Origin of the sequence: Dactylosporangium sp. NPDC050588 (assembly GCF_040654975.1) — a bacterium.
Classification (GTDB): domain Bacteria; phylum Actinomycetota; class Actinomycetes; order Mycobacteriales; family Micromonosporaceae; genus Dactylosporangium; species Dactylosporangium maewongense.
The window spans coordinates 114315-140628 of record NZ_JBFAJA010000020.1 but is presented as its reverse complement, the minus strand read 5'-3'; the positions used below and the strand labels follow the sequence as shown (position 1 = coordinate 140628).

At 73.9% G+C, this 26314-nt stretch carries 26 protein-coding genes and 1 riboswitch; of the genes, 14 read left to right on the top strand and 12 right to left on the bottom strand.

The features are described 5' to 3' along the window. The first annotated feature begins 221 nt into the window (after positions 1–221). The 6 genes from AB0I21_RS16410 to AB0I21_RS16385 all read left to right on the top strand — a co-directional run bounded on the left by AB0I21_RS16410 (position 222) and on the right by AB0I21_RS16385 (position 5944). Entirely contained in the window at positions 222–809 is a 588-nt protein-coding gene (locus AB0I21_RS16410) for a hypothetical protein (RefSeq protein WP_360561859.1), read from the top strand. A gap of 213 nt (positions 810–1022) precedes the next feature. Then, entirely contained in the window at positions 1023–3188 is a 2166-nt protein-coding gene (locus tag AB0I21_RS16405; protein WP_360561864.1) for a ricin-type beta-trefoil lectin domain protein, read from the top strand. A gap of 21 nt (positions 3189–3209) precedes the next feature. Then, positions 3210–3881: a hypothetical protein gene (locus AB0I21_RS16400; protein WP_360561857.1), complete on the top strand. Its 672-nt coding sequence runs from the start codon at positions 3210–3212 to the stop codon at positions 3879–3881. A 13-nt stretch (positions 3882–3894) separates the two neighbouring features. Beyond that, positions 3895–4626: a cobalt-precorrin-6A reductase gene (locus AB0I21_RS16395; protein ID WP_360561855.1), complete on the top strand. Its 732-nt coding sequence runs from the start codon at positions 3895–3897 to the stop codon at positions 4624–4626. Between the two features lie 13 nt (positions 4627–4639). Beyond that, positions 4640–5458, top strand: coding sequence for a PHP domain-containing protein (locus AB0I21_RS16390; RefSeq protein ID WP_360561853.1), 819 nt, complete (start codon positions 4640–4642; stop codon positions 5456–5458). A 9-nt stretch (positions 5459–5467) separates the two neighbouring features. Continuing rightward, complete coding sequence (locus AB0I21_RS16385; RefSeq protein ID WP_360561852.1) at positions 5468–5944, top strand: hypothetical protein; 477 nt, start codon at positions 5468–5470, stop codon at positions 5942–5944. 164 nt (positions 5945–6108) lie between these two features. Here AB0I21_RS16385 and AB0I21_RS16380 read toward each other — a convergent pair whose 3' ends face one another. The 3 genes from AB0I21_RS16380 to AB0I21_RS16370 all read right to left on the bottom strand — a co-directional run bounded on the left by AB0I21_RS16380 (position 6109) and on the right by AB0I21_RS16370 (position 9278). Continuing rightward, a complete protein-coding gene (locus AB0I21_RS16380) occupies positions 6109–6858 on the bottom strand; it encodes a hypothetical protein (protein ID WP_360561850.1) in 750 nt (249 codons plus the stop codon). A gap of 100 nt (positions 6859–6958) precedes the next feature. Then, the gene (locus tag AB0I21_RS16375) at positions 6959–8203 is read right to left on the bottom strand and encodes an ROK family protein (protein ID WP_360561848.1); all 1245 of its coding nucleotides are present in this window, start codon (positions 8201–8203) and stop codon (positions 6959–6961) included. A 31-nt stretch (positions 8204–8234) separates the two neighbouring features. Further along, positions 8235–9278 (bottom strand): hypothetical protein, encoded by a 1044-nt coding sequence (locus tag AB0I21_RS16370; protein WP_360561846.1) that lies wholly within the window; start codon positions 9276–9278, stop codon positions 8235–8237. A gap of 168 nt (positions 9279–9446) precedes the next feature. On the opposite strand from AB0I21_RS16370, the gene AB0I21_RS16365 reads away from it, so the two are divergent. Next, a complete protein-coding gene (locus AB0I21_RS16365; protein WP_360561845.1) occupies positions 9447–10268 on the top strand; it encodes a LamG-like jellyroll fold domain-containing protein in 822 nt (273 codons plus the stop codon). 16 nt (positions 10269–10284) lie between these two features. On the opposite strand, the gene AB0I21_RS16360 is transcribed toward AB0I21_RS16365, so the two are convergent. Continuing rightward, positions 10285–11712: an MFS transporter gene (locus tag AB0I21_RS16360; RefSeq protein WP_360561843.1), complete on the bottom strand. Its 1428-nt coding sequence runs from the start codon at positions 11710–11712 to the stop codon at positions 10285–10287. 112 nt (positions 11713–11824) lie between these two features. On the opposite strand from AB0I21_RS16360, the gene AB0I21_RS16355 reads away from it, so the two are divergent. Then, the gene (locus AB0I21_RS16355; protein ID WP_360561841.1) at positions 11825–12385 is read left to right on the top strand and encodes a helix-turn-helix domain-containing protein; all 561 of its coding nucleotides are present in this window, start codon (positions 11825–11827) and stop codon (positions 12383–12385) included. 15 nt (positions 12386–12400) lie between these two features. On the opposite strand, the gene AB0I21_RS16350 is transcribed toward AB0I21_RS16355, so the two are convergent. Continuing rightward, on the bottom strand, positions 12401–13045 hold the full coding sequence (locus AB0I21_RS16350; protein ID WP_360561839.1) for a response regulator transcription factor: 645 nt from the start codon (positions 13043–13045) through the stop codon (positions 12401–12403). 128 nt (positions 13046–13173) lie between these two features. Between AB0I21_RS16350 and AB0I21_RS16345 the strand changes: the two genes are divergently transcribed. Then, positions 13174–13959, top strand: coding sequence for an SMI1/KNR4 family protein (locus tag AB0I21_RS16345; protein WP_360561837.1), 786 nt, complete (start codon positions 13174–13176; stop codon positions 13957–13959). Positions 13960–14037: 78 nt separating this feature from the next. After that, on the top strand, positions 14038–14499 hold the full coding sequence (locus AB0I21_RS16340; protein ID WP_360561835.1) for a hypothetical protein: 462 nt from the start codon (positions 14038–14040) through the stop codon (positions 14497–14499). Positions 14500–14566: 67 nt separating this feature from the next. Here the strand turns inward: AB0I21_RS16340 and AB0I21_RS16335 are convergent, their stop codons facing one another. Further along, positions 14567–15304, bottom strand: coding sequence for a helix-turn-helix transcriptional regulator (locus AB0I21_RS16335; protein ID WP_360561833.1), 738 nt, complete (start codon positions 15302–15304; stop codon positions 14567–14569). Positions 15305–15376: 72 nt separating this feature from the next. Here AB0I21_RS16335 and AB0I21_RS16330 point away from each other — a divergent pair, with 72 nt between their 5' ends. Together AB0I21_RS16330 and AB0I21_RS16325 are read left to right on the top strand one after the other, a co-directional pair. Continuing rightward, positions 15377–16573, top strand: coding sequence for an MFS transporter (locus AB0I21_RS16330; RefSeq protein WP_360561831.1), 1197 nt, complete (start codon positions 15377–15379; stop codon positions 16571–16573). A 129-nt stretch (positions 16574–16702) separates the two neighbouring features. Next, a complete protein-coding gene (locus tag AB0I21_RS16325) occupies positions 16703–17158 on the top strand; it encodes a hypothetical protein (protein ID WP_360561829.1) in 456 nt (151 codons plus the stop codon). A 61-nt stretch (positions 17159–17219) separates the two neighbouring features. Here the strand turns inward: AB0I21_RS16325 and AB0I21_RS16320 are convergent, their stop codons facing one another. The 6 genes from AB0I21_RS16320 to AB0I21_RS16295 are packed head-to-tail and all read right to left on the bottom strand — an operon-like array spanning position 17220 to position 24312. Next, the gene (locus AB0I21_RS16320; protein ID WP_360561827.1) at positions 17220–17798 is read right to left on the bottom strand and encodes a transglutaminase family protein; all 579 of its coding nucleotides are present in this window, start codon (positions 17796–17798) and stop codon (positions 17220–17222) included. Continuing rightward, positions 17795–18538: a precorrin-4 C(11)-methyltransferase gene (gene cobM / locus AB0I21_RS16315; RefSeq protein WP_360561826.1), complete on the bottom strand. Its 744-nt coding sequence runs from the start codon at positions 18536–18538 to the stop codon at positions 17795–17797. Before cobM ends, AB0I21_RS16320 begins: the two co-directional genes overlap by 4 nt. After that, entirely contained in the window at positions 18535–20286 is a 1752-nt protein-coding gene (cbiE, locus tag AB0I21_RS16310) for a precorrin-6y C5,15-methyltransferase (decarboxylating) subunit CbiE (RefSeq protein WP_360561825.1), read from the bottom strand. The genes cobM and cbiE overlap by 4 nt, the downstream gene beginning before the upstream one ends. Next, complete coding sequence (locus tag AB0I21_RS16305; protein WP_360561823.1) at positions 20277–21617, bottom strand: cobyrinate a,c-diamide synthase; 1341 nt, start codon at positions 21615–21617, stop codon at positions 20277–20279. The genes cbiE and AB0I21_RS16305 overlap by 10 nt, the downstream gene beginning before the upstream one ends. Beyond that, positions 21611–22213, bottom strand: coding sequence for a cob(I)yrinic acid a,c-diamide adenosyltransferase (gene cobO, locus AB0I21_RS16300; RefSeq protein ID WP_344502501.1), 603 nt, complete (start codon positions 22211–22213; stop codon positions 21611–21613). The genes AB0I21_RS16305 and cobO overlap by 7 nt, the downstream gene beginning before the upstream one ends. Positions 22214–22215: 2 nt before the next feature. Further along, positions 22216–24312 (bottom strand): VWA domain-containing protein, encoded by a 2097-nt coding sequence (locus AB0I21_RS16295; protein ID WP_360561821.1) that lies wholly within the window; start codon positions 24310–24312, stop codon positions 22216–22218. Between the two features lie 34 nt (positions 24313–24346). Then, positions 24347–24521, bottom strand: a riboswitch (cobalamin riboswitch). 70 nt (positions 24522–24591) lie between these two features. On the opposite strand from AB0I21_RS16295, the gene AB0I21_RS16290 reads away from it, so the two are divergent. Next, positions 24592–25443: a hypothetical protein gene (locus AB0I21_RS16290; RefSeq protein ID WP_360561819.1), complete on the top strand. Its 852-nt coding sequence runs from the start codon at positions 24592–24594 to the stop codon at positions 25441–25443. A 75-nt stretch (positions 25444–25518) separates the two neighbouring features. After that, positions 25519–26304: a hypothetical protein gene (locus AB0I21_RS16285; protein WP_360561817.1), complete on the top strand. Its 786-nt coding sequence runs from the start codon at positions 25519–25521 to the stop codon at positions 26302–26304. The last annotated feature ends 10 nt before the right edge of the window (positions 26305–26314 follow it).

The following is a 26314-nucleotide window of genomic DNA, read 5'->3' as shown; positions in this document are numbered from 1 at the left end:
GCCGCGGAGCGGCGCATTGGGGTGCGGGTGAGAATCCCCGCCGGGACCCGCCGCGAAGCGGTGGGGCGGAGACACAGTGAGGTGGGACACGATGGTTGTCGGGTGGCATACATCCGGGATTCAACGGCCGGGTGGGGTGCGTAGGTTCATGGGCGTCGCAAGGAAAACAACCCCCTGAACACCTTCCGCGCCCCACCACATATATAAGGAAACGAATCCCCATGAAGCGTCTGCTGATCGCGTCCGTTGTCGCCGGTGCCACCCTGCTGCTGACCGCCGCCTGCGGGGGTGATGACAAGAAGGCCGACGACAAGAAGGCCGACCCGGCCGCCGCGGCCTCGACCGTTGCCAGCGCCGCGCCCGCCGGGAGTGGGCAGCCGTCCGGGAGTGCCGGCGCGAAGGCGAGCGGTGCGGCCGGGAAGGGGCTGCAGTACCAGACGGTGGCGAAGCTGACCGGTGACCTGTTCACCAAGGACCCGCTGTGCCCGGTCGGCCAGTGGGACACGAACTCGACGGGCGTGCCCTCGAAGTACCGGTCCGCGGTCGCGAACTTCAAGCAGTTCGACTGCTACAAGAAGAAGGGCGACTTCATGCCGTCGCGGGGGCAGCAGGCGATCTTCGTGGAGTTCAAGGCGGCCAACGCGGCCAAGGCGTACGCGCAGGACGAGGCGAAGATGTACCCGACGCTCATCGTCGGCAACACGGTCGTCGTGGCGGGCACGGGCCTGGAGAACACGGACATGAAGGCCTACCTGGAGGCCGTGAACGAGACGGTCGGCGGCGCGGGCGAGATCCTGGCGAAGGCGTAAATCAGCAGGCCATCCCCTTAATTCAGGTCGCGTATTGACTAAGGTACCGGGGCGGGAATAGCCTCCGATGGATCTGTAAGGCAACTTCACAGATCTCGGCCTCCGTCGTCACCCACCGGCGCCGGAGGGCGGCTCCCCGCCCGCCCCGGACCTACCCCCCGACATGGGTCCCGAGGGCGGGCGAACCGCCCAGAAGGGACCCCCGTGACCCGCATCTCACGACGCAGGATCGGTCTCGCCATCGGCGCGACCGTCCTCGCCGTCACCGGCACCACCGTGGTCGCCATGACCACCGCCTCGGCCGCCGCCACCGGCCAGATCACCGGCTACGGCGGCAAGTGCGTCGACGTCGCCGCCGCCAGCAGCGCCAACGGCACCCAGGTCCAGCTGTACACCTGCAACGGCACCGGCGCCCAGCAGTGGACGGTCGGCGACGACGGCACGATCCGCGCCCTCGGCAAGTGCCTCGACGTCAACGCCGCCAGCAACGCCAACGGCACGAAGATCCAGATCTGGGACTGCAACGGGACCACCGCCCAGCAGTGGTCCAAGCAGAGCGACGGCACACTGCGGTCGCTCGGCAAGTGCCTGGACGCGACCGGCCCCAGCTCCGCCGACGGGACCAAGCTCCAGCTGTGGGACTGCTTCGCGAGCGCCAACCAGCAGTGGACGCTCCCGGGAGGCACCACGAACCCGCCGACCAGCACGCCCCCGAACAACCCGAACAACCCCGACCTCGGCCCGAACGTGTCGGTGTTCGACTCCTCGATGTCGCAGGCGACGATCCAGAACCGGCTCAACACCGTGTTCAACCAGCAGGTGACGAACCAGTTCGGCGACGCCCGGTTCGCGCTGCTGTTCAAGCCCGGCACGTACAACGTCAACGCCAACGTCGGGTTCTTCACCCAGGTCGCGGGCCTCGGGCTGAGCCCGGACTCGGTGGTCATCAACGGCGCCGTGCACGCCGAGGCCGACTGGTGGCCGGACGGCTCGCAGAACGCGACGCAGAACTTCTGGCGCTCCGCGGAGAACCTGTCCGTCACCCCGACCGGCGGGCTCGACCGGTGGGCGGTGTCGCAGGCCGCGCCGTACCGGCGGATGCACGTGCGCGGGAACCTGGCGCTGTCCGACGGCGGCTGGTCCAGCGGTGGCTGGATCTCCGACAGCAAGATCGACGGCCAGATCCAGTCCGGCAGCCAGCAGCAGTGGATCACCCGTAACTCGCAGATCGGCAGCTGGTCCGGCTCCAACTGGAACCAGGTCTTCGTCGGAACCGCCGGCGCGCCCGGCAACAGCTTCCCCAACCCGCCGTACACCACGGTCGGCGCCGCGCCGGTCGTGCGGGAGAAGCCGTTCCTGTACGTCGACTCCGCGGGCGCCTACCAGGTGTTCGTGCCGTCGCTGCGCACCAACGCCAGCGGCAACAGCTGGTCCTCCGGCAGCACGGCGGGCTCCAGCCTGCCGATCAGCCAGTTCTACATCGTGAAGGCCGGCGCCACCGCGGCCAGCATCAACGCCGCCCTGGCCAACGGTCAGAACCTGCTGTTCACCCCCGGCGTGTACCACGTGAACGACACCATCCGGATCACCCGCGCCAACACGGTCGTGCTCGGCCTGGGCCTGGCCACGATCGTGCCCGACAACGGCGTGACCGCGATGACCGTCGCCGACGTCGACGGCGTGAAGGTCGCCGGGGTCCTCTTCGACGCCGGCACCACCAACTCGCAGGTCCTCATGGAGGTCGGCCCGAACGGCTCGACCGCGGACCACTCGGCGAACCCGACGTCGCTGCACGACGTGTTCTTCCGCGTCGGCGGCTCGATCGCCGGCAAGGCGACCGTCAGCCTGCGGGTCAACAGCAACAACGTGATCGGCGACCACATGTGGATCTGGCGCGCCGACCACGGCAACGGCGGCACCGTCGGCTGGAACATCAACACCGGCGCGAACGGCCTCGTCGTCAACGGCAACAACGTCACCATGTACGGCCTGTTCGTCGAGCACTACCAGCAGTACCAGACGATCTGGAACGGCAACGGCGGCCGGACGTACTTCTACCAGAACGAGATCCCGTACGACGTGCCGAACCAGTCCAGCTGGTCCAGCGGCGGCGGGGCGCAGGGCTGGGCCGCGTACAAGGTCGGCGCGAACGTCACCAGTCACGAGGCGTGGGGGCTGGGCAGCTACTGCTTCTTCAGCACCAACCCGAGCGTCGTGCTGGGCCACTCGTTCGAGGTCCCGCAGACCGGAGGCGTGAAGTTCCACAACATGGTCACCGTCTCCCTCGGTGGCACCGGCACCATCGCGCACATCATCAACAACACCGGCGGGCCGTCGAACTCCTCGACGAACGTCGCGAACTGGGTCAACTACCCGTAACCACTGCCGATCAGACCGGCGATGCTGTTCGTCGCCGGTCTGCTCGCGGTCTGCGCCGCGGCCCAGGTCGCGGTCATCCTGGCGCCCACGGCCGGCACGATCGCGACCGTGGGCGCCGGCACGACGCTCCTCGCCCTCGCCACGAACGTGCGGCTCTTCCGCCGTTTCGCCGCCGGCACCGGCAGGGCCAGGGTCGCCTGGGGCTTCGCCGGGCTCGCGTCCAGCGGCTGGACCCTGGCCTGCCTGCTGTACGTCCTGGACGTCGTCGCCGGGCGGGACGGGCCGCCGCCGCGGGCCGGGGACTGGGCGTCGCTGCTCGCGGTCGGGCTCGCGCCCGCGGTCCTGCTCAGCGCGCCCGCCGCCCCGCAGTCCCTGGAGCAGCGGGTCCGGCTGGCCCTCGACGGGGTGATGGTCGCGGCTGCGCTGTTCGTGCTGGCCTGGCCGCTGCTGCTGCGCGACACGATGCACGCCATCGGCAGCCTCGGCGGGGTCGTCGCGACCGGCGTGCCGAGCGTGCACATCGTGGCGCGGGTGGCGTCGTCGGGCTGCCCGGTGCGGGTCGGCGCGAGCGCCGGGGTGGTGGTCCGCACGCCGGGACTGGACGGCGAGACGATGTTCCGCCTCGCCGACGCCGCGCTGTACCGCTCGAAGGCGGCCGGGAAGGGACGCGTCGAGCTGCACGTCGCCGCATGACATCCTTGCCGGCGTGCGCACTGTGCTCATCCTCGGCGGGACCGGTGAGGCGAGGCGGCTCGCGGAGGCGCTGACCGGCGGCTGCCGGGTGATCAGCTCCCTCGCCGGACGGGTCGCGGACCCTTCCCTGCCGCCCGGCGAGGTCCGCGTCGGCGGGTTCGGCGGCCCCGCCGGGCTGGCCTCCTACGTGCGGGCCGAGGCGGTCGACGTGGTCGTCGACGCGACCCATCCGTTCGCGGCGGGGATGAGCGCGTCGGCGGCGGCGGCAGGTGTACCGCTGGTGGTGCTGCGACGCCCGGGTTGGATCGCCGGCGAGGGCGACGAGTGGCACCGGGTGCAGGACCTCGATGCCGCGGCGGCGTTCATCGCGGCGTCCCCCTACGAGCGGGTGTTCCTCACCACCGGCAGGCAGGGCCTCGGCGCGTTCGCCGCCCTGACGGACCGCTGGTTCCTCGTGCGCAGCGTCGACCCGGTGGCGCCGCCGCACCCGCCGCGGCTGGCGTCGATCCTCGACCGGGGGCCGTTCACCGTCGACGGGGAGACGGCGCTGCTCACCTCGTACGACATCCAGCTCCTCGTGACGAAGGACAGCGGCGGCCCGATGACGGCCGCGAAGCTGGACGCGGCCCGGTCGCTGCGGCTGCCGGTGCTCATGGTCGACCGGCCCTCCGTCACGCCCGGCGTGCCCGTGGTGGCGAGCGTCACCGACGCCCTCACACACCTGCGGGGCCTCGGCATCTCCTGACACGATCACCGGCATGCTCCCCGCGGACCTGCACACGCACACCGAGTTCTCCTGGGACACCGCGACCGGCGACATGGAGGGCTCCTGCGCGCGGGCCGTGGAGCTCGGACTGCCGGCGATCGCGTTCACCGAGCACACCGACTTCGTCGTCTGGGACGTCGACGCCGTCCCGGGGCGCCGGTTCTCGCACATGACCGACGACAGGAACCTCGCCCCGCCGCCGCTGGACGTGCCCGGCTACCTGGCGGCGATCGACCGGTGCCGGTCGAGGTTCCCGACGTTGAAGATCATCACCGGGGTCGAGCTGGGCGAGCCGCACTGGTTCCCGGCGCAGGCGTCCTCGCTGCTGGCCTCGGCGCCGTTCGAGCGGGTCATCGGGTCGCTGCACTCGCTGCGGGTGGACGGCCGGTTCCGCCTCGTCGAGGACGAGTACCCGCTGCGGGGCGTCGCGGACGTGCTGCGCGACTACTTCGCCGAGGCGATCCTCATGATCGAGTCGGGCCCGCCGTTCTCGGCCCTGACCCACCTCGACTACCCGGTCCGCTACCTGCCGGCCGGCACCACGTTCACGATCGCGGACTTCGAGGAGGAGATCCGGGCGGTGCTGCGCGCCCTCGCCGGCACCGGCCGCGCCCTGGAGGTCAACACCCGCCGCGGCCCCGAACCCGAGTTCGTCGCCTGGTGGCGCGACTGCGGCGGGCGCGCCGTGTGCTTCGGCAGTGACGCGCACCGGCCCGACCTGGTCGCGACCGGCTTCGCCGAGGCGGCCGCGATGGTGGAGGCCGCCGGCTTCCGGCCGGGCCGCCACCCGCACGACCACTGGCTGCTCTAGGGTTTCGGGATGGGTTGGAACACGTCGGCGCTGTTCGTGCGGAGCGCCTCGGCGGCGGACGCCGTCGGGCTGCTCGCGTCCCGCGCGGTCGCGGAAGGCGCCCCGGTCCCCGCCGACGAGGCCACGAGCGGGCTCGCCGACGGGGTGCTGTTCGCCGCGGAGACGGGCGGCTGGGCGCAGGTGTGGGACCCGTCGATGGCGCTCGCCCCGGCCTGCGACCCGCCCGGCGACGCGCTGAGCGTCATCTTCTCCAGCGTCGCCAGCACCTACGCGTTCACGCTCTCCAGCGGCGGCGAGGTCGTGCGGCAGCTCGTCCACGCCGACGGGGAGGCGGTGGTCGACGTGGGCACGCCGCTGCCCGTGGAGGCGACCGTGGAGATCCCGTCCTGGGGGCCCGACGAGGACTTCCTGTGGGCCGTCATCGAGGCCGTGACCGGCACCGGCTACCCGGCGTCGCTGGAGTTCCAGCCGTACCGGCACGGCTGAGGCCCTTCAGGTCGGCCTTGGGCCCAACCGCCGTCAGGAACACGTCGTCCCCACCCCCGGTGATCGCCGCCCCCGCCCCGATGACGTCCGGCGAGTCGCAGTTGGGGCGGGCCGGCGCCCCCGCAGGTCCTCGCGGAGGTGGGCACGTCCGATGCGCGGTCGGTTCAGGGGCGGGCCGGTTGAGTGGGCTGGGTGGTCGGGGCTGGGCTGGGCAGGAAGTGCTGGGTGGCGGCGATCGCGGGGTACAGGAGGACGGCGAGCAGGAACGTCGGCGGGGTCCAGCCGTCGAGGGCGTCGATGGTGAAGGTGGCGAGGACCAGGGCCGTGCCGAGGAGGGCGCCGCCGAGGGTGACGGTCGTGCCGCGGCGGCGGGGGCCTGGGCGGGGTGGGCCGGCGTGGCGGTCCAGGGCGGCGGCGAGGGCGGCGGCGCCGAGGAGGGCCGGGGTGGCGAGGAAGAGCGCGGCGAGGGGGCCGAGGAAGAGGTACAGCGCCAGGCCCAGGCCGGTCACGACGAACGTGAGGGCGAGGCCGAGCAGCAGGGCGAGCCACAGGTGCACGGCGCGGCTGCCGGACGGGGGTGGGGCGGGGACGGCGTCGCGGCGCAGCCAGGTCGTGGCGAGGAGGGCGGCGCCCGCCAGGACCAGCGCCGCCGACACGGCGAGGAGGACCGTTGAGGTGAGGGTCGTGGTCGAGGAGAGGTACTCGAAGGTCTGGCCGTCGTCGCGGACGCAGGTGACGCGGGGCGGGAAGGAGCGCTCGACGGCCGTGAACGTGCGGCTCTCGTCGAAGCGGTAGTGGCACGAGCGCGCCGGGTCGAACTTGGACGGGCCGACGGCCCAGAGCGTGAGCGTGGTGCCGAGTCCGAGCAGGGCGCCCGTGCCGGTGAGCGCCCATCCGCCTGCCAGTGCCTTCATGCGGGACATGATGGCAAGGGGGCGCGAGGCGAACTGTATCGATCTTCGCAGGTCGCGACGCGAGTTTCGGCAAACGGCGGTCAGAAGTGCGACACGGGGATCAGGGGCGGGACGCGCGGCGGAGCAGCTCGGCCATCGGCAGGGTGGCCGCGCCGAACGCGACGGCGTCGGGGCCGAGCTCGCACAGCTCGATCGACACCTGGCCGAACGGGTGCTCCAGGGCCTGCTCCCCCGCCGCCGCGCGGATCTGCGGCAGGAAGCGGGCGCCGAGGGCGAGGCCGGCCCAGCCGCCGAGGACGACGCGCTCGGGGTTGAACAGGTTGACCAGGTTGCCGATGCCCGCGCCGAGCATGCCGGCGGTCTCGGCGAGGATGCCCTCGGCCTCGGGCGTGCCGGCCGCGATGAGGGCCGCGACGTCGGCGAGCTCGTCGGCGCTGCGGACCAGGCCGGGGTTGACCTGCTCATACCGGTCGAGGATGCCCTCGGCGCCGACATAGGCCTCCAGGCAGCCGCGGGCGCCGCACCGGCACTGCCGGCCGCCGTAGACGACCGTGGTGTGGCCCCATTCGCCGGCGCTGCTGCTCGCGCCGCGGTAGAGGGTGCCGTTGGTGATGACGGCGGCGCCGACGCCGGAGCCGACGAGGACGATGACGGCGTTGGCGGCGCCGCGGCCCGCGCCGAACCACATCTCGGCCTGGCCGAGGGACTTCGCGCCGTTCTCGATGAAGAGCGGCGCGGTGACGCCGCCGTCGCGCAGCAGCCCGTCGAGGGACGTGCCGCGCCAGCCGATGGTCGGGGCGTGCACCCGCACGGGGTCGGACTGCTCGACGGTGCCGGGCACGCCGATGCCGACGCCGATGACGTCGGCCGGGTCGGTGTCGCCGAGGACCTCGCGGATGCCGGCGAGCAGCTGCGCGGCGACGGCCTCCGGGGCGGGCCGCGACGACGGCAGCGGCTCGTCGACGGCCGCGAGGCGGGTCATGGACAGGTCGAACAGCTCGACCTTGACGCCGGTCTCGCCGACGTCGGCGCCGACGAGCCGGCCGAAGTCGGGGTTGACGCGCAGCAGCACGCGCGGGCGGCCGCCGTCGGACTCGATCTGGCCGGCCTCGACGATGAGGTGCTCCTGGAGCAGCTCGCCGGTGACGCTGCTGGCGGTCGCGGCGCTCAGGCCGGTGATGCGGCTCAGGTCGTGGCGGCTCAGCGGCCCCCGGAAGAACAGCTCCGACAGCAGCGTCGACCGGTTGCGCCGGCGCATGTCACGGGTCGTGGCCCGCTCGACCTCGATGCGCACCACCGCCGCGTGCCCCTCCCCCGACTGCTGTTTGTCGGTGAATCGTGTCATGTGAGCGCTCCCGCGTCGACACCGTGGGTGCTCATCGTCGCCTGGCGCGTCGTGCTACGGCCGCGACCAGCATCAACGCGACCACCGTGAAGGCGCCCAGCAGCAGCGGGGCGCGGGTGGACCGCTTCGAGTCGGGCGCCGTCCGGGCCTGCGCCTGGGCCTGCGCCTGGGCCGGCGGGGGCGGTGCGGCGCTGCTCGGCGGGGCCGGTTTCAGGCCGCTGGGGTACCGCAGGATCACGGCCGGACCGTCCTGGTCGGAGACGGTCAGCAGGCTCGCGCCGTCGGCGGTGTAGGCGATCGCCTCCCCCTGCGGCTCGTCGGGCAGCGCGGTCACGGTGGCCTTGCCGGAGGTGATCGCCGCGGCGACGTCGCCGCCCTTGACCTCGAACTCGTAGGCGTCGGCGTAGGTGCGCACCACCGCCTTGGTGCCGTCGGCGGACACGGCGGCGCCGGTGACCCAGGCGATGCCGAGGAACCCCAACGGGTTGGACGTGCCGGTGCGCCGCGGCTCGAACGCGCCGACCTTGGTGAGCTTCGCGCCCTCGGTGTTGTCGGTCGGCAGCGGCGTGTCGAGGCGGAACACCTCACCGTTGGGGTCCTTGGTGACGATCACCGGCCGGCCCTTCCCGTCGATGAGCAGCGCCTCGGCGTCGCGGGGCACCCCGTCCGGATACACCAGGCGGTGGATCTTCAGCTGCTTCGAGCCGGCGGCCATGGTCCACAGCGCGATCGTGCTGCGGCGGTTGCCGGAGCCTCCGGTCAATGGGCCGTTGTCGCCGATGTCGGCGATCCACAGCGTGCCCTTCCGGTCGACGGCGAGGTCCTCGGGGTCCCGGGCGGTCGTGGGGTACTGGACGTCGCCGGTCACCCTGCACGCCTTGTCGAGCATGAAGACGCGGGTCTTGGCCGGGTCGGGGTTGCTGTCGTTCTCCACGAGGTAGCCCGTGGGGGTGACGGCGAGCCCGGACACCTCGGTCACGGCGGGGTCGGTGATCCGGCACATCTCGACGGGTGCCGCCGGCGCCCTCGCCGGCACGGCGGCGTGACCGGCGGAGGGCATCAGCACGATCAGCACAGCAACCACCGCCGCCCACCGCATGGTTTCGAGTTTCCCAGAACCTTGACGATCATGTCCGGGCATCCGGTTTGGGTGACCCTGCGTCAACCGTTCGGCTACGGAATGCGGCCGACACGTTGGGGGAAATGCTCGGAGGTTACGGCGTCAATATGACACATTTCGGGCATGAACACATGGGGGAACACGTATGGCGGACGGATGAGCGCCATCCGGCCGGCGGTGCTGGCGGTCGCGGCACTCTGCGCGCTCGGCGGCGCCGGCCCCGCGTCCGCCGCCCCGAGCCGGCCCGCACCCGAGCCGGCCGCCGCCACAGCCGAGACAGCCGCACCGGTCATCGTCGCCCGGTACACCTTCGACACCGCGAGCAAGGGAGCCGGGGGCGCCGTCGTCGCGGACGACTCCGGGCACGGGCACACGCTCACCTCGTCGGCCGGGCACGGCGGCAAGGTCCGGCTCGCCGAGCTGCCCGGGAAGATCACCACCGGCCTGGCGGCGGACTTCCCGACCCGGTGCGCCGGCAAGAAGTGCCCGCACGCGGTGCTGCAGACGCCCGACTCGCCGGACCTGAACCCCGGCACCGGCCCGATCCGCTACGGCGCGACCGTGCGCCTGCCGAAGAAGGAGACCGGCTCCGGGCAGAACATCGTGCAGAAGGGCTACTCGGCCTCCGGCACCCAGTACAAGCTGCAGATCGACGGCGCGGCGGGCCGGCCGAGCTGCGTGTTCGCCGACGCGGCCGGGCCCGCGATCCACGTGGCCCTGTCGGACGTGTCGGTGTCCGACGGCGCCTGGCACCGCCTGGAGTGCCGCCGCGACGGCACCTCCCTCACCCTGCTCGTCGACGACGTGGTCCACGGCACGGCGACCCTGCCGGCGACGCTGTCGGTCGTCAACGCCGTGCCGCTCAGCATCGGCGGCAAGGGCAACGGCAAGGACAACGACCAGTTCCACGGCATGCTCGACGACGTCTGGATCGCCCGCGGCTGAGCGGTTCCCGGGTCCCTCAGGCCTTCCGGGCCCGAGGGACCACGGTCGCGATCACCGCGGCGGTGGCGAGCATCGCGGTCAGCACGGCGAAGGCGTACGTGTAGCCCGACTCCAGCGGCAGACCCTCGGGCGTCGCGTGGGCCGTGATCACGGCGCTGGCCACGGCCGCGCCGAGCGAGCCGCCGATGGTGCGGATGTTGGCGTTCATGCCGCTGGCCACGGCCGTCTGCCCGGCGGGGACGGTCGCCACGATGAGGTTGACCATCGCCGTGAACGTCAGCCCGAGCCCCACCCCGAACGCGCCCGTCGCGACGGCGACCTGCCAGTACGCGTCGTGGAACAGCGTCAGCCCCGCGCACGACACCGCGGCGGTCGCGGTGCCGATCAGCAGCTGGACCTTCGTCGGCACGTACGCGGTCAGCGGGCCGCTCGCGGACCCGGCCACCGCCATCGTGACCAGCATCGGCAGCATGGCGAGACCGGCGCCGGTGACCGTGGTGCCGAACCCGTAGCCGGTCGACCGCGGCGTCTGCAGGAACTGGGGCAGGAACGCGTAGGTCGCGAACATCCCGGCGCCGAACAGCAGCGACACCAGGTTCGTCGTCCACACCGCGGGCAGCCGCATCATCTGCATGTCGATCAGCGGCTCCGCCGAGCGCAGCTCCACCAGTACCCATGCGGCGGCGAGGACGAGGGCGAGCAGCAGCGGCCCGACGACCCGCGCGGACGTCCACCCCCACACCGGGGCCTTGCTCAGCGGCAGGATCAGGGCGACCAGCCACGCGGACAGCAGCACCCCGGCCGGCCAGTTGATCCGGCCCCGGCCCTGACCCGGGTCGCCGACCGGCGACTCGCGGACGAACCGCAGCGTCAGCAGCGCGGTGCCCGCCACGACGACGGCGGGGATCCAGAACAGCGCCCGCCAGTCCAGCGCGCCGACGACCGGGCCGGCGAGGACCACGCCGAGGCCACCGCCGACGGCGATCACCGCGGACAGCCCGCCGATCGCGGACGGGACCCGGGCCGGCGGCAGCTCGTCGCGGAGGATGCCGAACGAGATCGGGAACACCGCCCCGCCGAGGCCCTGCACGACCCGCCCGATGATCAGGACGCCGACGTTGGGCGCCGCGGCGGCGATCAGGCACCCGGCCGCGATGGCGGCGAGCGCGACGAGGAGGGTGCGGCGCTTGCCGTACATGTCGCCGATGCGCCCCATGATCGGCGTCGCCACGGCGGCGGACAGCAGCCACGCGGTGAGCACCCAGGTGACCGTGCCCTGGCTGGTGTGCAGGTCGTGCTGGATCTTCGGCAGCACCGGCGTGACCAGCGACTGCAGCAGGGAGAACGACGCGGCCGCGGTGGCCAGCGCGACGAAGAGGAACCGGCTCGCCCGCGGCCGGACGGTGGCGAGCGACGGCGGGCTGAGGGTGAGTGCGCGTGTCATCGGATCTTTCCCCCGGACGCGGTACAGTAGTGGAGGTACGCCTCCACATTAGCGGAGGGGTGCCTCCGCTTCTACCTGGTTCCACTATTCCGTTGCGTGCTGGAGATCACCCATGTCGGCCGAGTCCCCTGTCGCCGTCCGGCGCCCGCAGCGCGCCGACGCCCGGCGCAACTTCGACGCGCTCCTCGCCGCGGCCCGTGACGCGTTCGCCGAGCACGGCACCGACGCGTCCCTGGAGGACATCGCCCGGCGCGCCGGCGTCGGGATCGGGACGCTGTACCGCAACTTCCCCACCCGCCAGGACCTCTTCGAGACCGTCTACCTCGGCGAGATCGAGCAGCTGTGCCAGACCGCCGAGGACGTCGCCGGCCTCCCGCCGTGGGACGCCCTGGAGTCCTGGTTGCGCAGGTTCGTGTCGTACGCGGCGACGAAGCGCGCCATCTACGAGGCGCTCAACCGCGACTCGGCGATGTTCCGCAGCTGCCGCGAGGAGATCTACCGCGTCGGCGAGCCCCTGATGACCCACGCCCAGTCCGCCGGCGCCGTCCGGCCCGACGTCACCTTCGACGACACCGTCCGCATGCTCAGCGGCCTCACCTCGGCCGGCTTCCGCGACGACGCCCAGCGCGACCGGGTGCTGCAGATCGCCCTGGACGGCCTGCGCCCCCGCTGACACCCGGGACGCGGGTCAGCCGGTGACGAGGCGGTGGCGGTAGGCGTACGCGACCGCCTGGGCACGGTCGCGCACGCCGGTCTTGGCGAACAGGTGGTTGATGTGGGTCTTCACCGTCGCGTCGGACACGTGCAGCCGGCCGGCGATCTCGGTGTTGGACAGGCCCTCCGCGACCAGCCTGAGGACCTGCAGCTCGCGCTCGGTCAGGCCGTCCGGCGGCGGGCCCTGCGGGGCGGGCGGGTGGCCGGGCAGCATCTCCAGCAGCCGCCGCTGCACCTGCGGCGCGAGGTCGGCGTCGCCGGAGGTGACCCGGCGCATCGCGCGGACCACCTCGTCGGCTTCGGCGTCCTTGGTGAGGTAGCCGCGGGCGCCGGCCCGGAGCGCGGCCAGCATCTCCTGGTCCTCGGCGAACGTGGTCAGCTCCGCCTCCCGGACCGCCTGTTCGGTGGCGAGGAGGCGCTCCGCGGTCTCGGCCCGCTGCCGGGAGCCGCCGACCGCGAGGCCGAGCACGGCGTGGTCGACGAGCAGCGCCAGGGCCAGGAACCACACCGGCAGGATCGCCAGCCCACGTGCGGTGACCTTGCGCCGCCGGACCTGACGGCTGATCACGAACGCCGCGAACGCCATCCCGGCCGCCACCACGAGCGCCTTCTCCACCATCGCTGTCTCCGTTCGTCTGGGGGGAACGACATGGACCGTACGCAGCGGCGGTGGCCGGGCGTGGCGGCGCGGAGATGGACTCCGGGGCTCAACCCACGGGTGGAGACGCGGCCGCTAGGGTCGACCCCGTGACCGACATCGAGCCGCGCGTCGCCAGGATCCGGCGGCTGTTCGCCCGCCTGCACGACCTCGGCTGGACCGAGGCCGCGCCCGCCCCGCTGGATCCGTCCACAGTGGAGGGTTTCGAGTCCCGGCACGGGATCCGCCTGCCGGAGAGCTACCGCCGCTACCTGCTCGAGTTCGGCGACGCCGACACGGGGCTGCTGGCCCTGGCCGCGTACGGCACGCCACTGTCCAAGCAGGACGAGGCCGAGGAGCACTTCCGGTGCAACACGGATCCGTTCCCGCTGGACCGCGCCTGGGCCGGCACGCCGGATCAGCTGGAGGAGTACCAGGAGGAGATGGGCGAGGACGCGGACCATCTGGACCCGGACGACTTCTACGACATCGACGGCGACCCCCGCGACGGGATGCTGCACCTCGGCGGCACCCGCAGCCAGCTGTACGCGTGGCTGGTCCTCAACGGCCCGTTCGAGGGCACGGTCTGGGTCGACAGCACCGGCTACGCGCCGGACGGCTGGCTCGCCCCGGCGGTGGACATGCTGCAGGAGTTCGTCCCCGAGCGATGGTGGGAGCCGCTGCGCGACGAGCCGTGGTTCCCGGCCGCCGAGGAGCCCGTGGGCGGCCCGGACTTCCTCGACCTGACCGGCGACTGCCTGGCCCGCGTCGTGCTGCGCGCCGAGCTGCGCCGGGCGGTGCCCGCCGACCGCGTCGGCGCCGTCGACGAGCAGCTCACCGGCCTCAGGTACGGCTACCAGTACGACTTCCGGAAGCTCATGCGCATCGACGCCTGACATCCGCCGACTGTCCAATGTAGATGTCCGCTAGCCGACAACCACGCGGCCCCCGGAGACGACAGGATTCCGCGTGTGATGACACGAGCGTTGCTCCCGATCGCCGTCGCGGCGATCGCCCTCGCCGGCTGCTCCTCCGAGGACCCGGCCGACACCACCGCGGCACCCGCATCCACCAGCACCGCTCCGGCCGCCGGCACGTCCAGCGCGGCGGCACCGTCCAGCGCGGCGCCGGCCGCATCCGGCTCGGCGGCGACCGGCGGGAGCTGCCCCGTCGACGCGGCCACGCTGCAGAAGGCGTTCCAGGCCAACGCCGAGGTCGCCGGGGCGATCATCCTCGGCAAGGGCTTCAAGGACATCAGCTGCTACCAGGGGTACGCGACGGCCCTGACGCAGCCGGAGGCGATGGACACCGCCGTCGTCGTGTTCAAGTACGACGGCACGAACAAGGTCTGGAAGGCGCTCATCGGCGGCACCGACAACGTCTGCCAGGACACGGTGCCGGCGTCGATCCGCCCGAAGCTCAAGCACTGCACCTGATTCCGTTCCGGGACGCGCAGGGCGACGGGCCGGCCGCGCCTCAGCCGGCCCGTTCGCGGGACGCGCCTCAACCGGCCCGTTCACGAGCCGCGTAGACGCCCGGGGTCTGGCCGGTCGCGCGGCGGAACGTGTCGACGAAGCTGCTCGGCGTCGCGAACCCGCACCGGTGCGCGACCGCCGTGACCGGCAGCCCGCCCGCGAGGAGGATCATCGCGCGGTACACGCGGACGTTGGTGCGCCACTGCGGATACGTCATCCCGAACTCGGCGCGGAACAGCCTTGCCAGGGTCCGCTCGCTCGCGCCGGCCTCCCGGGCCAGCGAGGCCAGGGTCCGCGGCTCGTCGAGGCGGTCCGCGGCCGCCGCGCACGCGGCGGCGAGCCTCCCGTCGCGGGCGGTGGGCAGGGCGACCGGCTCCTGCGGCGCGCGGTGCAGCCGGTCCCGGATCACCGCCCTCAGCCGCGTCTCCTCATCGGCCGGCAGGTCCGCGTCGGTGCAGGCGACGAGCAGCTCTCGAAGGAGCGGGCCGACCGCGACGACGGTCGGCGCGCCGGCCGGCAGCGGCGGGTCGTCCTCGTCGGCGAACCCGACGGTGTGGAACGCGCTCGCGCCGTGGAACCGGTGCTCGTGCCAGCAGCCGGCGGGAATCCACACGGCCCGGTCCGCCGCCGCGACCCACCCGCCGGCCTCCGTCTGCACGGCGATGACCCCGCGGCTCACGTACACCAGCTGATGCTGGTCGTGGCGGTGCCGGTCGATGTGAAAGCCGGAGCCGTGCTCGGTGGCTTTCGTCGGAGCGACCGGCATGTGGCGGATGTTCGACATCGATCGGCAGAATACCGGAAGCCCGCACCGTACACCCGCTGCGATCTTGAACGGGTGACTGTTGCAACTGCGATCGCCTCCCCGTGGCGGCGCATGCGGGTGTGGGCGGCGGCGCACGCCGTCGACGACTTCTACCAGGGGCTCGTGCCCGCCGCGGTGCCGTACTTCGTCCTCGACCGCCACTACGGCTACGTCGCCGCCGCGGGGCTCGCCATGGCCGCCGCGCTCGGCAGCTCCCTGCCGCAGCTCGTCTTCGGCGTGCTCGCCGACCGGCGCCGCCTGCCGTGGATGTCGCCGGTGGGGGTGGCCCTGGCCGGCACCGGCGCGGGCCTCGCCGGGGTGGCGCCGTCGTACCCCGTGGTCTGGACCCTCCTGCTGCTGTCCGGCCTCGGCGTGGCGATGTTCCACCCGGCCGCGGGGCGCGACGCGCGGCTCGCGGCGGGGTCGAGCGCGACCGCGATGAGCTACTTCGCCGCGGGCGGCAGCGTCGGCTTCTTCGTCGCACCCGCCCTGGCGACCCCGGCGCTGGACGCGTGGGGCGTCGGCGCCACCGCCCTGTTCATCCCGCCGGCCGTGCTCATGGGCTTCGTCCTGCTCCGCCACCAGCGCCGCACCACGGGCGCCGCCGCCGCGCGGGCCGCCGCCGAGGGGCGGGACCGGCCCGCGCAGTTCGCCGTCCTCGCGTCGGTGGAGATCGTCCGCTCGGCGGTGTCGTTCGGCGTCAACACGTTCGTCGCCCTCTACTGGATCGACACCCTCGGCGCCTCCCCCACCCTCGGCGGCGCCGCCCTCGCCCTGCAGCTCGGCGGCGGCGTCCTGGGCACCCTCGCCGGCGGCCGGATCGCCGACCGGATCGGCCTCGTGCGCACCGTACGCCTGGGGAACCTGCTGCTCGGCCCGGCGATCGCGGTCATGCTCCTGTGCCCGTCGCCCTACCTGGCGCTGCCGCTGGCGCTGCTGGTCGGCCTGGTCACGAACATCCCGTTCGCCGTGCTGGTCAAGCTGGGCCAGGACTACCTGCCGACCCGCCCCGGCACCGCGGCCGGCGTCACCCTGGGCCTGGCCGTCAGCGCCGGCGGCCTGGCGATGCCGCTGCTCGGCCTCATCGCCGACCACCACGGGCCCCGCGGCGCCTTCATCGCCCTCGCCGTCGTGCCCGTGCTGGCGGCCGCCCTGTCCGCCGCCCTGCGCGAACCCGTTCCCGCGGCGGAGCCGCGCCCGGCGGCGGTCCTGCGAGAGCCGCGCGCCTGACGGCCCGTCAGGCGACGCCGCCGATGACGGTGCGACACCTCATCGGCGGCGGGCGTAGTCTCGATCCACTCGGCGCGCGCCGGCGGCGCGGCTCGACGCTCGTCCCACATCGCCCGGAGAATGGCAGCCATGGACGACGAGGCCCGACGTGCTGTGGTGGCGGCGCTGGTACGGCTGGCGGAGAGCCCCGACTACCGGGACCGTGCGGACGCGGGCCGGGCCATGGCCAGCTTCGCGGACCTGCCGGAGACGCGAAAACCGCTGCACCGGCTCCTGCTCGACCCGGGCGACACGTACGTCACCCTGGTCACCGCCACCGCCCTGCTCCGGCGCATGGACGCCGCCGGGCTGACGGCGGTGGCGGCAGCGCGGGCGGGCGCCGGCGACAGCCACGCCAACTGGCTCGGCACGGCCGTCCACCACGTGTTCGACATCTACGCCGACGAGCGCGACGCCGCGGTGCGCCAGTGCGACGCGATGGTCGAGGGCGCCGGCCCGCGGGTCCGCCGGGGCGCCGCCAGGCTGCGCGACACCCTGACCAGCATCGATCCCGTGCTCTGGCCGGTCGACCGGCCCCAGGGGTGAGCACACCGCTCGCCTGCGGGATCACCGCCGGCGGCGAGGTCCTCGACGGCGTCGGGTCAGGTCAGCGGTCGCTCAGGGAGTCGGGCAGGCCCTCGGCGCACAGGGCGAGGACGTCGGTGGTGGAGCGCAGGGCGGCCAGGACGCCCGGGTCGGGGGTCGCGAACACGGGCTCGTAGTCGCACTCCCCCGCCGCCGGGTCGACGGTGAAGGCCAGCCGCGGGCCGGCGAGCGAGAACTGCGCGTCGACGCCCGGCTTGTTGCCGCGCGGGTCCTGCCGGTGCCACCGGCCGTCGAGGCGCACGGCGACGAGGCCGTGCAGCACGAAGCCGCCGTCGCCGGTCGCGAGGCGCTGGTAGCAGAGGCCGGCCGGCACGCCCTCGGCCCGCAGCAGGGCGGCGAGCAGGTGTGACTTGGCGTAGCACAGGCCGACGCGCTGCTCGAGCACCTCCGCCGCGGTGACCGTGACCCGCGGATCCCTGGCATCGACCGAGTGCCGCACTTCGTCTCGTACGAACTCGAACGCCACCCGCGCGAAGCCGGTGTCGTCACGCCCTCCCCGCAGCGCCGCCGCGGCCGCACGGACGGCCGGGTGGTCCGCCTGCACGACCTCGCCGGCGGCGAGGTACGGGTCGAGGCTCATGAGCGGTGGCGGGTGGTGGAGTACAGGTGGCTGTCGGGGAACTCCTCGGCGGTGAGGACGCGGCCGACGACGATGACGGCGGTGCGCAGGATGCCCGCCTCCTGGACCTGCTGGGCGATGTCGGCGAGGGTGCCGCGGAGGATGACCTCGTCGGGGCGGCTGGCGCGGGCGACGACGGCGGCGGGGCAGTCCTCGCCGTACCAGGGGATCAGCTCCTCGACGAGGACGGCGATGCGCTGCACGGCCAGGTGGAGCACGATCGTGGCGCGGCTGGCGGCCAGTGTGGACAGTTCCTCGCCCGGGGGCATCGGGGTGGCGCGGGCGGCGGTGCGGGTGAGGATGAGGGTCTGCGCGACGCCCGGCACGGTCAGCTCGCGGCCCAGCGAGGCGGCCGCGGCGGCGAACGCGGGGACGCCCGGCACGATCTCGTAGGGCACGCCCGCGGCGTCGAGGCGGCGCAGCTGCTCGGCCATCGCGCTGAAGACCGAGGGGTCGCCGGAGTGCAGGCGGGCGACGTCGAGGCCGGCGGCGTGCGCGGTGGTCAGCTCGGCGAGGATCTGGTCGAGGTCGAGGTTCGCGGTGTCGACGAGCCGGGCGCCGGGCGGGCACACGTCGAGGAGCTCGACCGGCACGAGGCTGCCCGCGTACAGGCAGACCCGGGTCCGGGCGAGGACGTCGCGGCCGCGGACCGTGATGAGGTCCGCGGCGCCCGGTCCGGCACCGATGAAGTACACCGTCATTTCCACACCACCCATTGCGTCACCGGCATCATCGGCCGCCAGGCGAGGAACCCGCCGACGGGTGCGGCACGCTGGACCGCGATCCGGGTCAGGGAGCCGCCGTGCGTCTCGTGGAGCTCGGCGACGAGCCGCTCCGAGGCGACGGTGACCGCGTTGACGACGAGCCGGCCGCCGGGGCGCAGCGCCGACCAGCAGCGCTCGAACACCTCTGCCGCGGTGAAGCCGCCGCCGATGAAGACGGCGTCCGGTGTCGCTTCGGACGGGGTGAGGCCGTCGAGCGCGCCGGGCGCGGCACCGACCACTGTGGACAGGTGCGGGACGCCGAGGGTACGGGCGTTGGCGGTGACCCGCTCGGCCCGGACGGGGTCGCGTTCGACGGCGACGGCGCGGCACGAGCGGTGCGCGCGCAGCCACTCGATCGCGATGCTGCCCGAGCCGGCGCCGACGTCCCACAGCAGCTCGCCGGGGCGGGGGCCGAGCGCGGCGAGGGTGACGGCGCGGATCTCGCGCTTGGTGAGCTGGCCGTCGCTGCTGTACGAGTCGTCCGCGAGTCCCGGGGTCAGGGCGGCACCGCTGCCGCGGCAGTCGACGGCGACGACGTTCAGCGGGCCGGCGGCCGTGACGTCGTGGTGGATCCGCTCGTCCGGGCCGCCGAGCGACTCCAGGACGGTGACGGTGCTGCCGCCGAACCCGGTCTCGGCGAGGATCGCGGCCACCGACGGCGGCGTGGCGGCGCCGGAGCTGAGGACGAGCACCCGGCGTCCATTGTGGAGGACCCGGCGCAGCGCGTCGACGGACCGGCCGACGGCGCTGACGACCTCGACGTCGTCCTGGGCCCAGCCGAGCCGCGCGCACGCGAGGGACACCGACGACGGGTGCGGCACCACGTGCACGTGCGCCGCGCCGAGCAGCCTGACGAGGGTGCTGCCGATGCCGTAGTACGTGGGGTCGCCGCTGGCGAGGACCACGACCCGGTCGGCGTGGTGCTCGGCGAGCAGCCGCGGCAGGGCGGGCACGAGCGGCGACGGCCACTCGACCCGCTTCGCGGTGACGGCGGCGAGGTCGAGCTGCCGGCCGCTGCCGAACACGACGGTGGCCCCGGCGATCGCGGCACGCCCGGCCGGCGACACGGACTCCAGGCCGTCGGCGCCGATCCCGACGACGGTCACCTCGGGCGCGACCGCCGCGACGGCGAGGGTCGCGACCGCGGACGACTGCCTGGCGACGACGAGCACCGCCGGGCCATCGAGCGAGGTCGTAGTGACCAACGTCTGTGCGGGGGGTGGCACGTCAGACTGATCGGGAACCGTCGCGGTGGACCCAGCCGAAGGCGGCGCGGCAGACCCAGCCGAAGGCGGCGCGGCAGACCCAGCCGAAGGCGGCGCGGCGGACCCCGGCGCAGACAGAGCGGCGGACCCGGCCGACGGCGGCGCGGTGGACCGGCCGGGGAGGGGCTTGGACGCGGCGGTGCGGGCGGTGAGCAGTGCGGCGGCCTCGGCGACGCTCGGGGTGCCGGTGTGGGCGGCGACCCGCGGCGACGGGTTCGGCACCTCGACGGCGGCGAGCGCGGACGCCGGGTGGGTGACGACCTCCCAGCCGTGCCGGGACGCCAGCTCCTCCGCCAGGTCCGCCCTGGTGTCCACGGTGGACAGGGCGAGCACCACGTCGCCGGTGAAGGCGGGCAGGAGGGCCTCGACGTCGGCGGCGGTGGCGGTGGAGCGGGCGCCGAACCCGAGCACTACGCGCATGCCGAGACCAGCCTGTGCGCGAGGTGCGGGGCGCCGGCCCAGTGCAGGTGCAGGTACGACGCGTGCACCGACCCGGCCGCGAACCCCTCGCGGACCGTCCCGCGCTCACCGTGCCAGGCCCACGCGGGCGCGTCGCCGGAGGACGGGGTGACGGCGGTGCGGTGGAACTCGTGGCCGCTGACCCGGGTGCCGGCGGCGGCGAGGACGCTGTCTGCGACGGCGACGGCGTCGCGGTAGCCGAGGGTCAGCTTCGGGGTCATGGCGGCGTCGACGGGCAGCACGCCGCACATCGGCCGGCCGTCCAGGGTCCGCGCCAGCCACAGCAGCCCGGCGCACTCGGCCGCGATCGGGGCGCCGCGGGCGGCGAGTGCGGCGACCGCCTCGCGGAGCGGCGCGTTGTCGGACAGCTGCTGCGCGTACACCTCGGGGAAACCGCCACCGACGACCAGCCCGCGCGTGCCGGGCGGCAGCGCCTCGTCACGCAACGGGTCCACGATGGACACCTCGGCGCCGGCGGCGGTGAGCAGCTCGACCGTCTCGGCGTAGCTGAAGGAGAACGCGGGTCCGCCGGCGACCGCGACCACGGGCCGCCCGGCGACGGGCTCGCCCACCGACGGCGTCCACGGCGCAGCGGCGAACGAGGGCGCCGAGCGGGCGACGGCGAGGACCGCGTCCAGGTCCACGCCGGAGGCGACCACGGCGGCGAGGGCCCGCACGGACTCGAGTGCCTCGGCGTGGCGTTCGACGACGGGGACGAGGCCGAGGTGCCGGGACGGGGCGGCGACCGCGTCGTGGCGGCGCAGCACCCCGAGGACGGGCGTGCCGACCTCGGCACACGCGTCGCGGAGGATCTGCTCGTGCCGGTCGGAGCCGACCCGGTTGAGCACCACCCCGGCGATGCGCACGCCGGACCCGAACGACCGGAACCCGTGCACGACCGCGGCGATCGACCGGGCCTGCGCGGTCGCGTCGACCACGAGGACGACGGGCGCGTCGAGCAGCTTCGCGACGTGTGCGGTGGAGCCGAGCTCGCCCGCGCCGGTGCGCCCGTCGAACAGGCCCATGACCCCCTCGACGACCGCGACGTCGGCGCCGGCTGAGCCGTGCGCGAACAGCGGACCGATCCGTTCCTCGCCGACGAGGACCGGGTCGAGGTTGCGTCCGGGGCGGCCCGCGGCGAGCGCGTGGTAGCCGGGGTCGATGTAGTCCGGGCCGACCTTGAACGGCGCCACGCGCAGGCCGCGGGCCGCGAACGCGGCGAGGAGCCCGGTCGCCACGGTCGTCTTGCCGTGGCCGGAGGCCGGCGCCGCGACGACGATACGGGCTACCACTCGATGCCCTGCTGGCCTTTACGCCCCGCGTCCATGGGGTGCTTGACCTTCGTCATGTCGGTGACGAGGTCGGCGATCGCGACGAGGTCGGGGTGCGCGTCGCGCCCGGTGATGACGACGTGCTGGTTGCCGGGCCGGTCCCGCAGGGTGGCGACGACGTCGGCGACGTCGACCCAGCCCCACTTCATCGGGTACGTGAACTCGTCGAGCACGTAGAACCGGTGCGCCTCCGCGGCCAGGTCGCGCTTGATCTGCTCCCAGCCCTCGGCGGCCTCGGCGGCGTGGTCGCGCTCGGTGCCGGGGCGCTGGATCCAGGACCAGCCTTCGCCCATCTTCTGCCACACGACGGGGCCGCCCTTGCCCGTCTCGCCGAGGGCCTTGAGGGCGGTCTCCTCGCCGACGCGCCACTTGGGGCTCTTCACGAACTGGTAGACGGCGATCGGCCAGCCGGCGCTCCAGGCGCGCAGCGCCATCCCGAACGCGGCCGTCGACTTGCCCTTGCCCTGTCCGGTGTGGACGGCCAGGATGTGCTGCCGGCGGCGCTGGCGGGTGGTGAGCCCGTCGTCCGGCACGCTCTCGACCTTGCCCTGCGGCATGTTCAGCTCCCCGTGCGGATCGTGGCGGTGGACAGTGCCGACAGCGGCAGGCAGTCGGCGGACAGCGCCCGGGCGAGGCGGCCGGCGAGGCCGAGCCGCACGGGGCCGGACTCGCAGTCGACGACGACTGCGGGGATGCCGGCGAGCGCGGGCGCGACGGTCATCGGGTCGGGGCCGCTGGTCGCGCGGCCGTCGGTGACGACGACGAGCAGCGGGCGGCGGCGGGCGTCGCGGCGCTTCTCGCCGTGCAGCGTGCGGGCGGCCTGGCGCAGTCCCGCCGCGAGGGGGGTCCGGCCGCCGGTGCGCAGCTCGGCGAGGCGCAGCACGCCGACCTCGTGGCTGGCGGTCGGCTCGAGGACCGTGGTGGCCTCCGCGCCGCGGAAGGTGATCATGCCGACCTTGTCCCGGCGCTGGTACGCGTCGCGCAGCAGCGACAGCACGGCCGTCTTCACGACGGTCATCCGCTGCCGGGCCGCCATCGACCCGGACGCGTCGACGACGAACAGCACGAGGTTGGCCTCCCGGCCCACCTTGACCGCCTCGCGCAGGTCGCGGGCGTGGACGCGGCGGGACCCGCGCAGCGCGGCGGCGCGCACGGTGTCGGGCAGGTGCAGGCTGACGAGCTTGCCGCTGGGCTGCCGGGACCGCACGACGCGGCCGTGCCGGCCGTGCGCGGGTGAGCGCCGGCCGGCGTGGGAGCCCTGCTGCCGGTTGGCCCTCCCACCGATCTTCAAGAGCCGCGTCTTGTACGGGGCCTGCGCGAACGCGAGGTCCCCGGCCGGGCCCGTGGCGGGACCGGTGTCCCCATCGACGTCCGACGTATTGACCAACGTTTGTTCGGGGGTCGGGCGGCCACCCGGATCGTCGACCGGACCCGGCGAACCGGAAATGTCGGACGAGTCGGTAGAAGTGCTCGGTGGAGGCGGGACACCGCCGTCAGGGCCGCCGCCGTCAGGACCGCCACTGTCCGGGCCGCCGCCATCGGGGCCGCCGGTGTCAGAGCCGCCGTCAGGGCCGCCGCCATCGGGGCCGCCGTCAGGGCCGTCGGTGCCGGAGCCGCCGTCGTCGGAAGCGTCGTCGGGGCCGTTGAGCTCCTGGTCGAGGATCTCCTCCAGGCGCTCCTGGTCCGCGCCCGGCGGGTCCAGGGGGTCGCGGCGGCGCCGGTGCGGCAGCGCGAGCCGGGCCGCGTCCCGCAGGTCGTCCTTCGTCACGACGGTCCGGCCGTGCCAGGCGGCGACGGCGACCGCCGTGCGGGCCACGACGATGTCGGCGCGCAGGCCGTCCACCCGGTACGCGATGCAGATCCGCGCGATCCGGTCCAGCTGCGCGTCCGGCAGCGTGACCCGGGGCAGGATCTGCCTGGCGGCGACGATCCTGCCCGCCAGGGCCGCGTCCTGCTCGACGTAGCGGGCGGCGAACCCGGCGGGGTCGTTCTCGTACTGCAGCCGCCGCCGCACCACCTCGGCCCGCGGCTCGACCGTGGCGGGCGCGGCCACGCCGACGACCAGGCCGAACCGGTCGACGAGCTGCGGCCGCGGCTCGCCCTCCTCCGGGTTCATGGTGCCGACGAGCAGGAAGCGGGCGGCGTGCTTGACGGAGACCCCGTCGCGCTCGACGTGGGCGCGGCCCATCGCGGCGGCGTCGAGGAGCAGGTCGACGAGGTGGTCGGGCAGCAGGTTGACCTCGTCGACGTAGAGGACGCCCCGGTGCGCGGCGGCAAGCAGGCCGGGCTCGTAGGCCTTCACGCCCTCGCCGAGGGCCCGCTGCAGGTCGAGGGTGCCGACGACCCGGTCCTCGGTGGCGCCGACGGGCAGCTCGACCAGCGCGGAGCGGCGCCGGGCGGCGGGCGTGCCGGCGGTGTGCGGGCCGTCGGGGCACGAAGGGTCGGCAGCCAGCGGGTCGCAGGCGAAGCGGCAGCCGGCGACGACGTCGACCTCCGGCAGGAGCGCGGCGAGGCCACGCACGACGGTCGACTTGGCGGTGCCCTTCTCACCCCGGACGAGGACCCCGCCGATCGCCGGTGACACGGCGGTGAGCAGCAGGGCCAGGCGCAGGTCGGGCAGGCCGACCACGGCCGAGAACGGATACGGCGACGTCACGGGCACATCCTCCTCGAGCGGGTCCGCGCCCGCTGGGTCATGGAGCACGAGCGGCTGGAGTCTCCTGACTCCCGGATCGCCGCCATCCCCCGACCTTCCGGCTCGCGGCCGTGGCCCTGACGCTGGAGGGTGGCTCCCCGGTCACAGTGGCGGGACCGTCCCAGATTCGCACTGGGTTCCTCCCTATGACCGCTCGGGGTTCATCGTGTCCCACGGCTCCCAGTGACGTCAACGTGACCCAAATCCTTCGGGCCGGGCACGACCGGCCGAACAGATGACATGTGGAGGAGCGTCGCGCACGCCGTCCTGTGCGTCGTGTCGACCATGGGTCTGGTCGTCGCGTCGGTACGGCCGCGCCTGCCGCCCCTGGCACCGGAGACGAGCGTGGCGCCGCCGGGCACCCGGGCCATGTGGCTGTGGGAGCGGGAGCGGCCGGAGGCCGTCGTCGACTGGGCGAAGGCCCGCTCGGTGACGACGATCTTCGCGTACTACGACCCGCGCGCCGACGTGACGGAGCTGACCCGGTTGCGTGCGCTGTGTGACGACGCCGGGATCGCCCTCGACGCGCTCGGCGGCGAACCGGCCTGGACGACCGACCACGCGACCGCGCTCGCCTGGGCGCGGGCCGCCGCGGCGTCCGGCCTGTTCCGGGGGCTGCACGTCGACGTCGAGCCCTACCTGCTGCCGGCCTGGGAGGAGCGGCAGGCGGCGCTCGTGCCGCAGCTGCTGCGGCTGCTGGACGAGCTGGTGCTGATCGGCCCGCCGGTCGAGCTCGACGTGCCCTTCTGGCTGCCGACGGTCCAGGTCGGCGGGGAGAACCTGGCCGACGCCGTGCTCGCCCGGGTCGACGGCGTCACGGTGATGAGCTACCGCAACACCGCGACCGGCGGCAACTCGATGCTCGGCGTCGCCGACGACCTGCTGCGGCGGGCCGGGAAGGCGGCGAAACCGGCCCGGCTGGGCGCGGAGACGCAGGCGCTCGGTGACTGCGCGTACTGCACGTTCCACGGCGGCACGGACAGCGCCATGCGGGCCACGCTCAGCGACGTCGACCGGGCCGCGCAGCGCTACGCCGCGTTCGAGGGAATCGCGGTGCACCAGTACGACACCTGGATAGCGCTCACGGGCTAGCTCAACCGGCCGCCGGCCCGGCCGATCTGGAACTCGTCATCAGGCAGCCGTCATCAACAGAGAAGGACCTCTCCGATGCGCCGATCAGCCTCGATCGCCCTCGCCTGCGCCGCGGGCGCGGCCGCCATCGTCCCCGCCGCGGCGCCGGCCAGCGCCGCGACCCCGGACCTGGGCCTGGTGGTGCCGCTGCTCGCGCCGATGCTGCCGGGGCAGTCGGGCTGGGTGGGCACCCTGTGGGGTGCGGCCGGCGACGTCTGCGACGTGCGGGTCACCGCCTCCGGGGCAGGCCTCACCATCACCTACCCGTCGAACACGCAGAGCTACTCGTCGCTGTCGAAGGGTGACTCGCTCGCCGCCGGGCGCGTGGACTACATCGCGTTCAACATCAGCGTCGCCACGAACAAGCTCGTGTCGCTGAACCCGGTGACGCTGAACTACTCGTACACCGAGAAGGCCGACGGCGCGACCACCTGCACCGGCACGAAGCGCACCGGCTCGCAGGTCGCGACCCTGCCGGTCGTGTCGGTCACCGGGGACGCCGTCACCCAGAAGACCTCGACGGTGACGGTGCCGAAGAAGACCCCGGTCTGGTCGCAGCTGGTGTTCCAGGCGCGCAAGGGCGGCGTCGACGACCTGCGGATCACCGTCTCCGGCGGCCCGACCGGCCTGGTCGTCAGCTACCCGCAGGAGCGCGCGTACACCCAGCCCAACCAGGCCGCGGCGCTGGCCGTCGGCACCGACGACTTCGCCGCCGTGAAGTTCGACGCCACGAACGTGGCGGTGGGCACCTACAAGCTGACGGTCAAGCAGACGTACGCCGGCATCACCGACACCAACGACCTCACGCTGGTCGTCGTCTAAGGAGGACGCT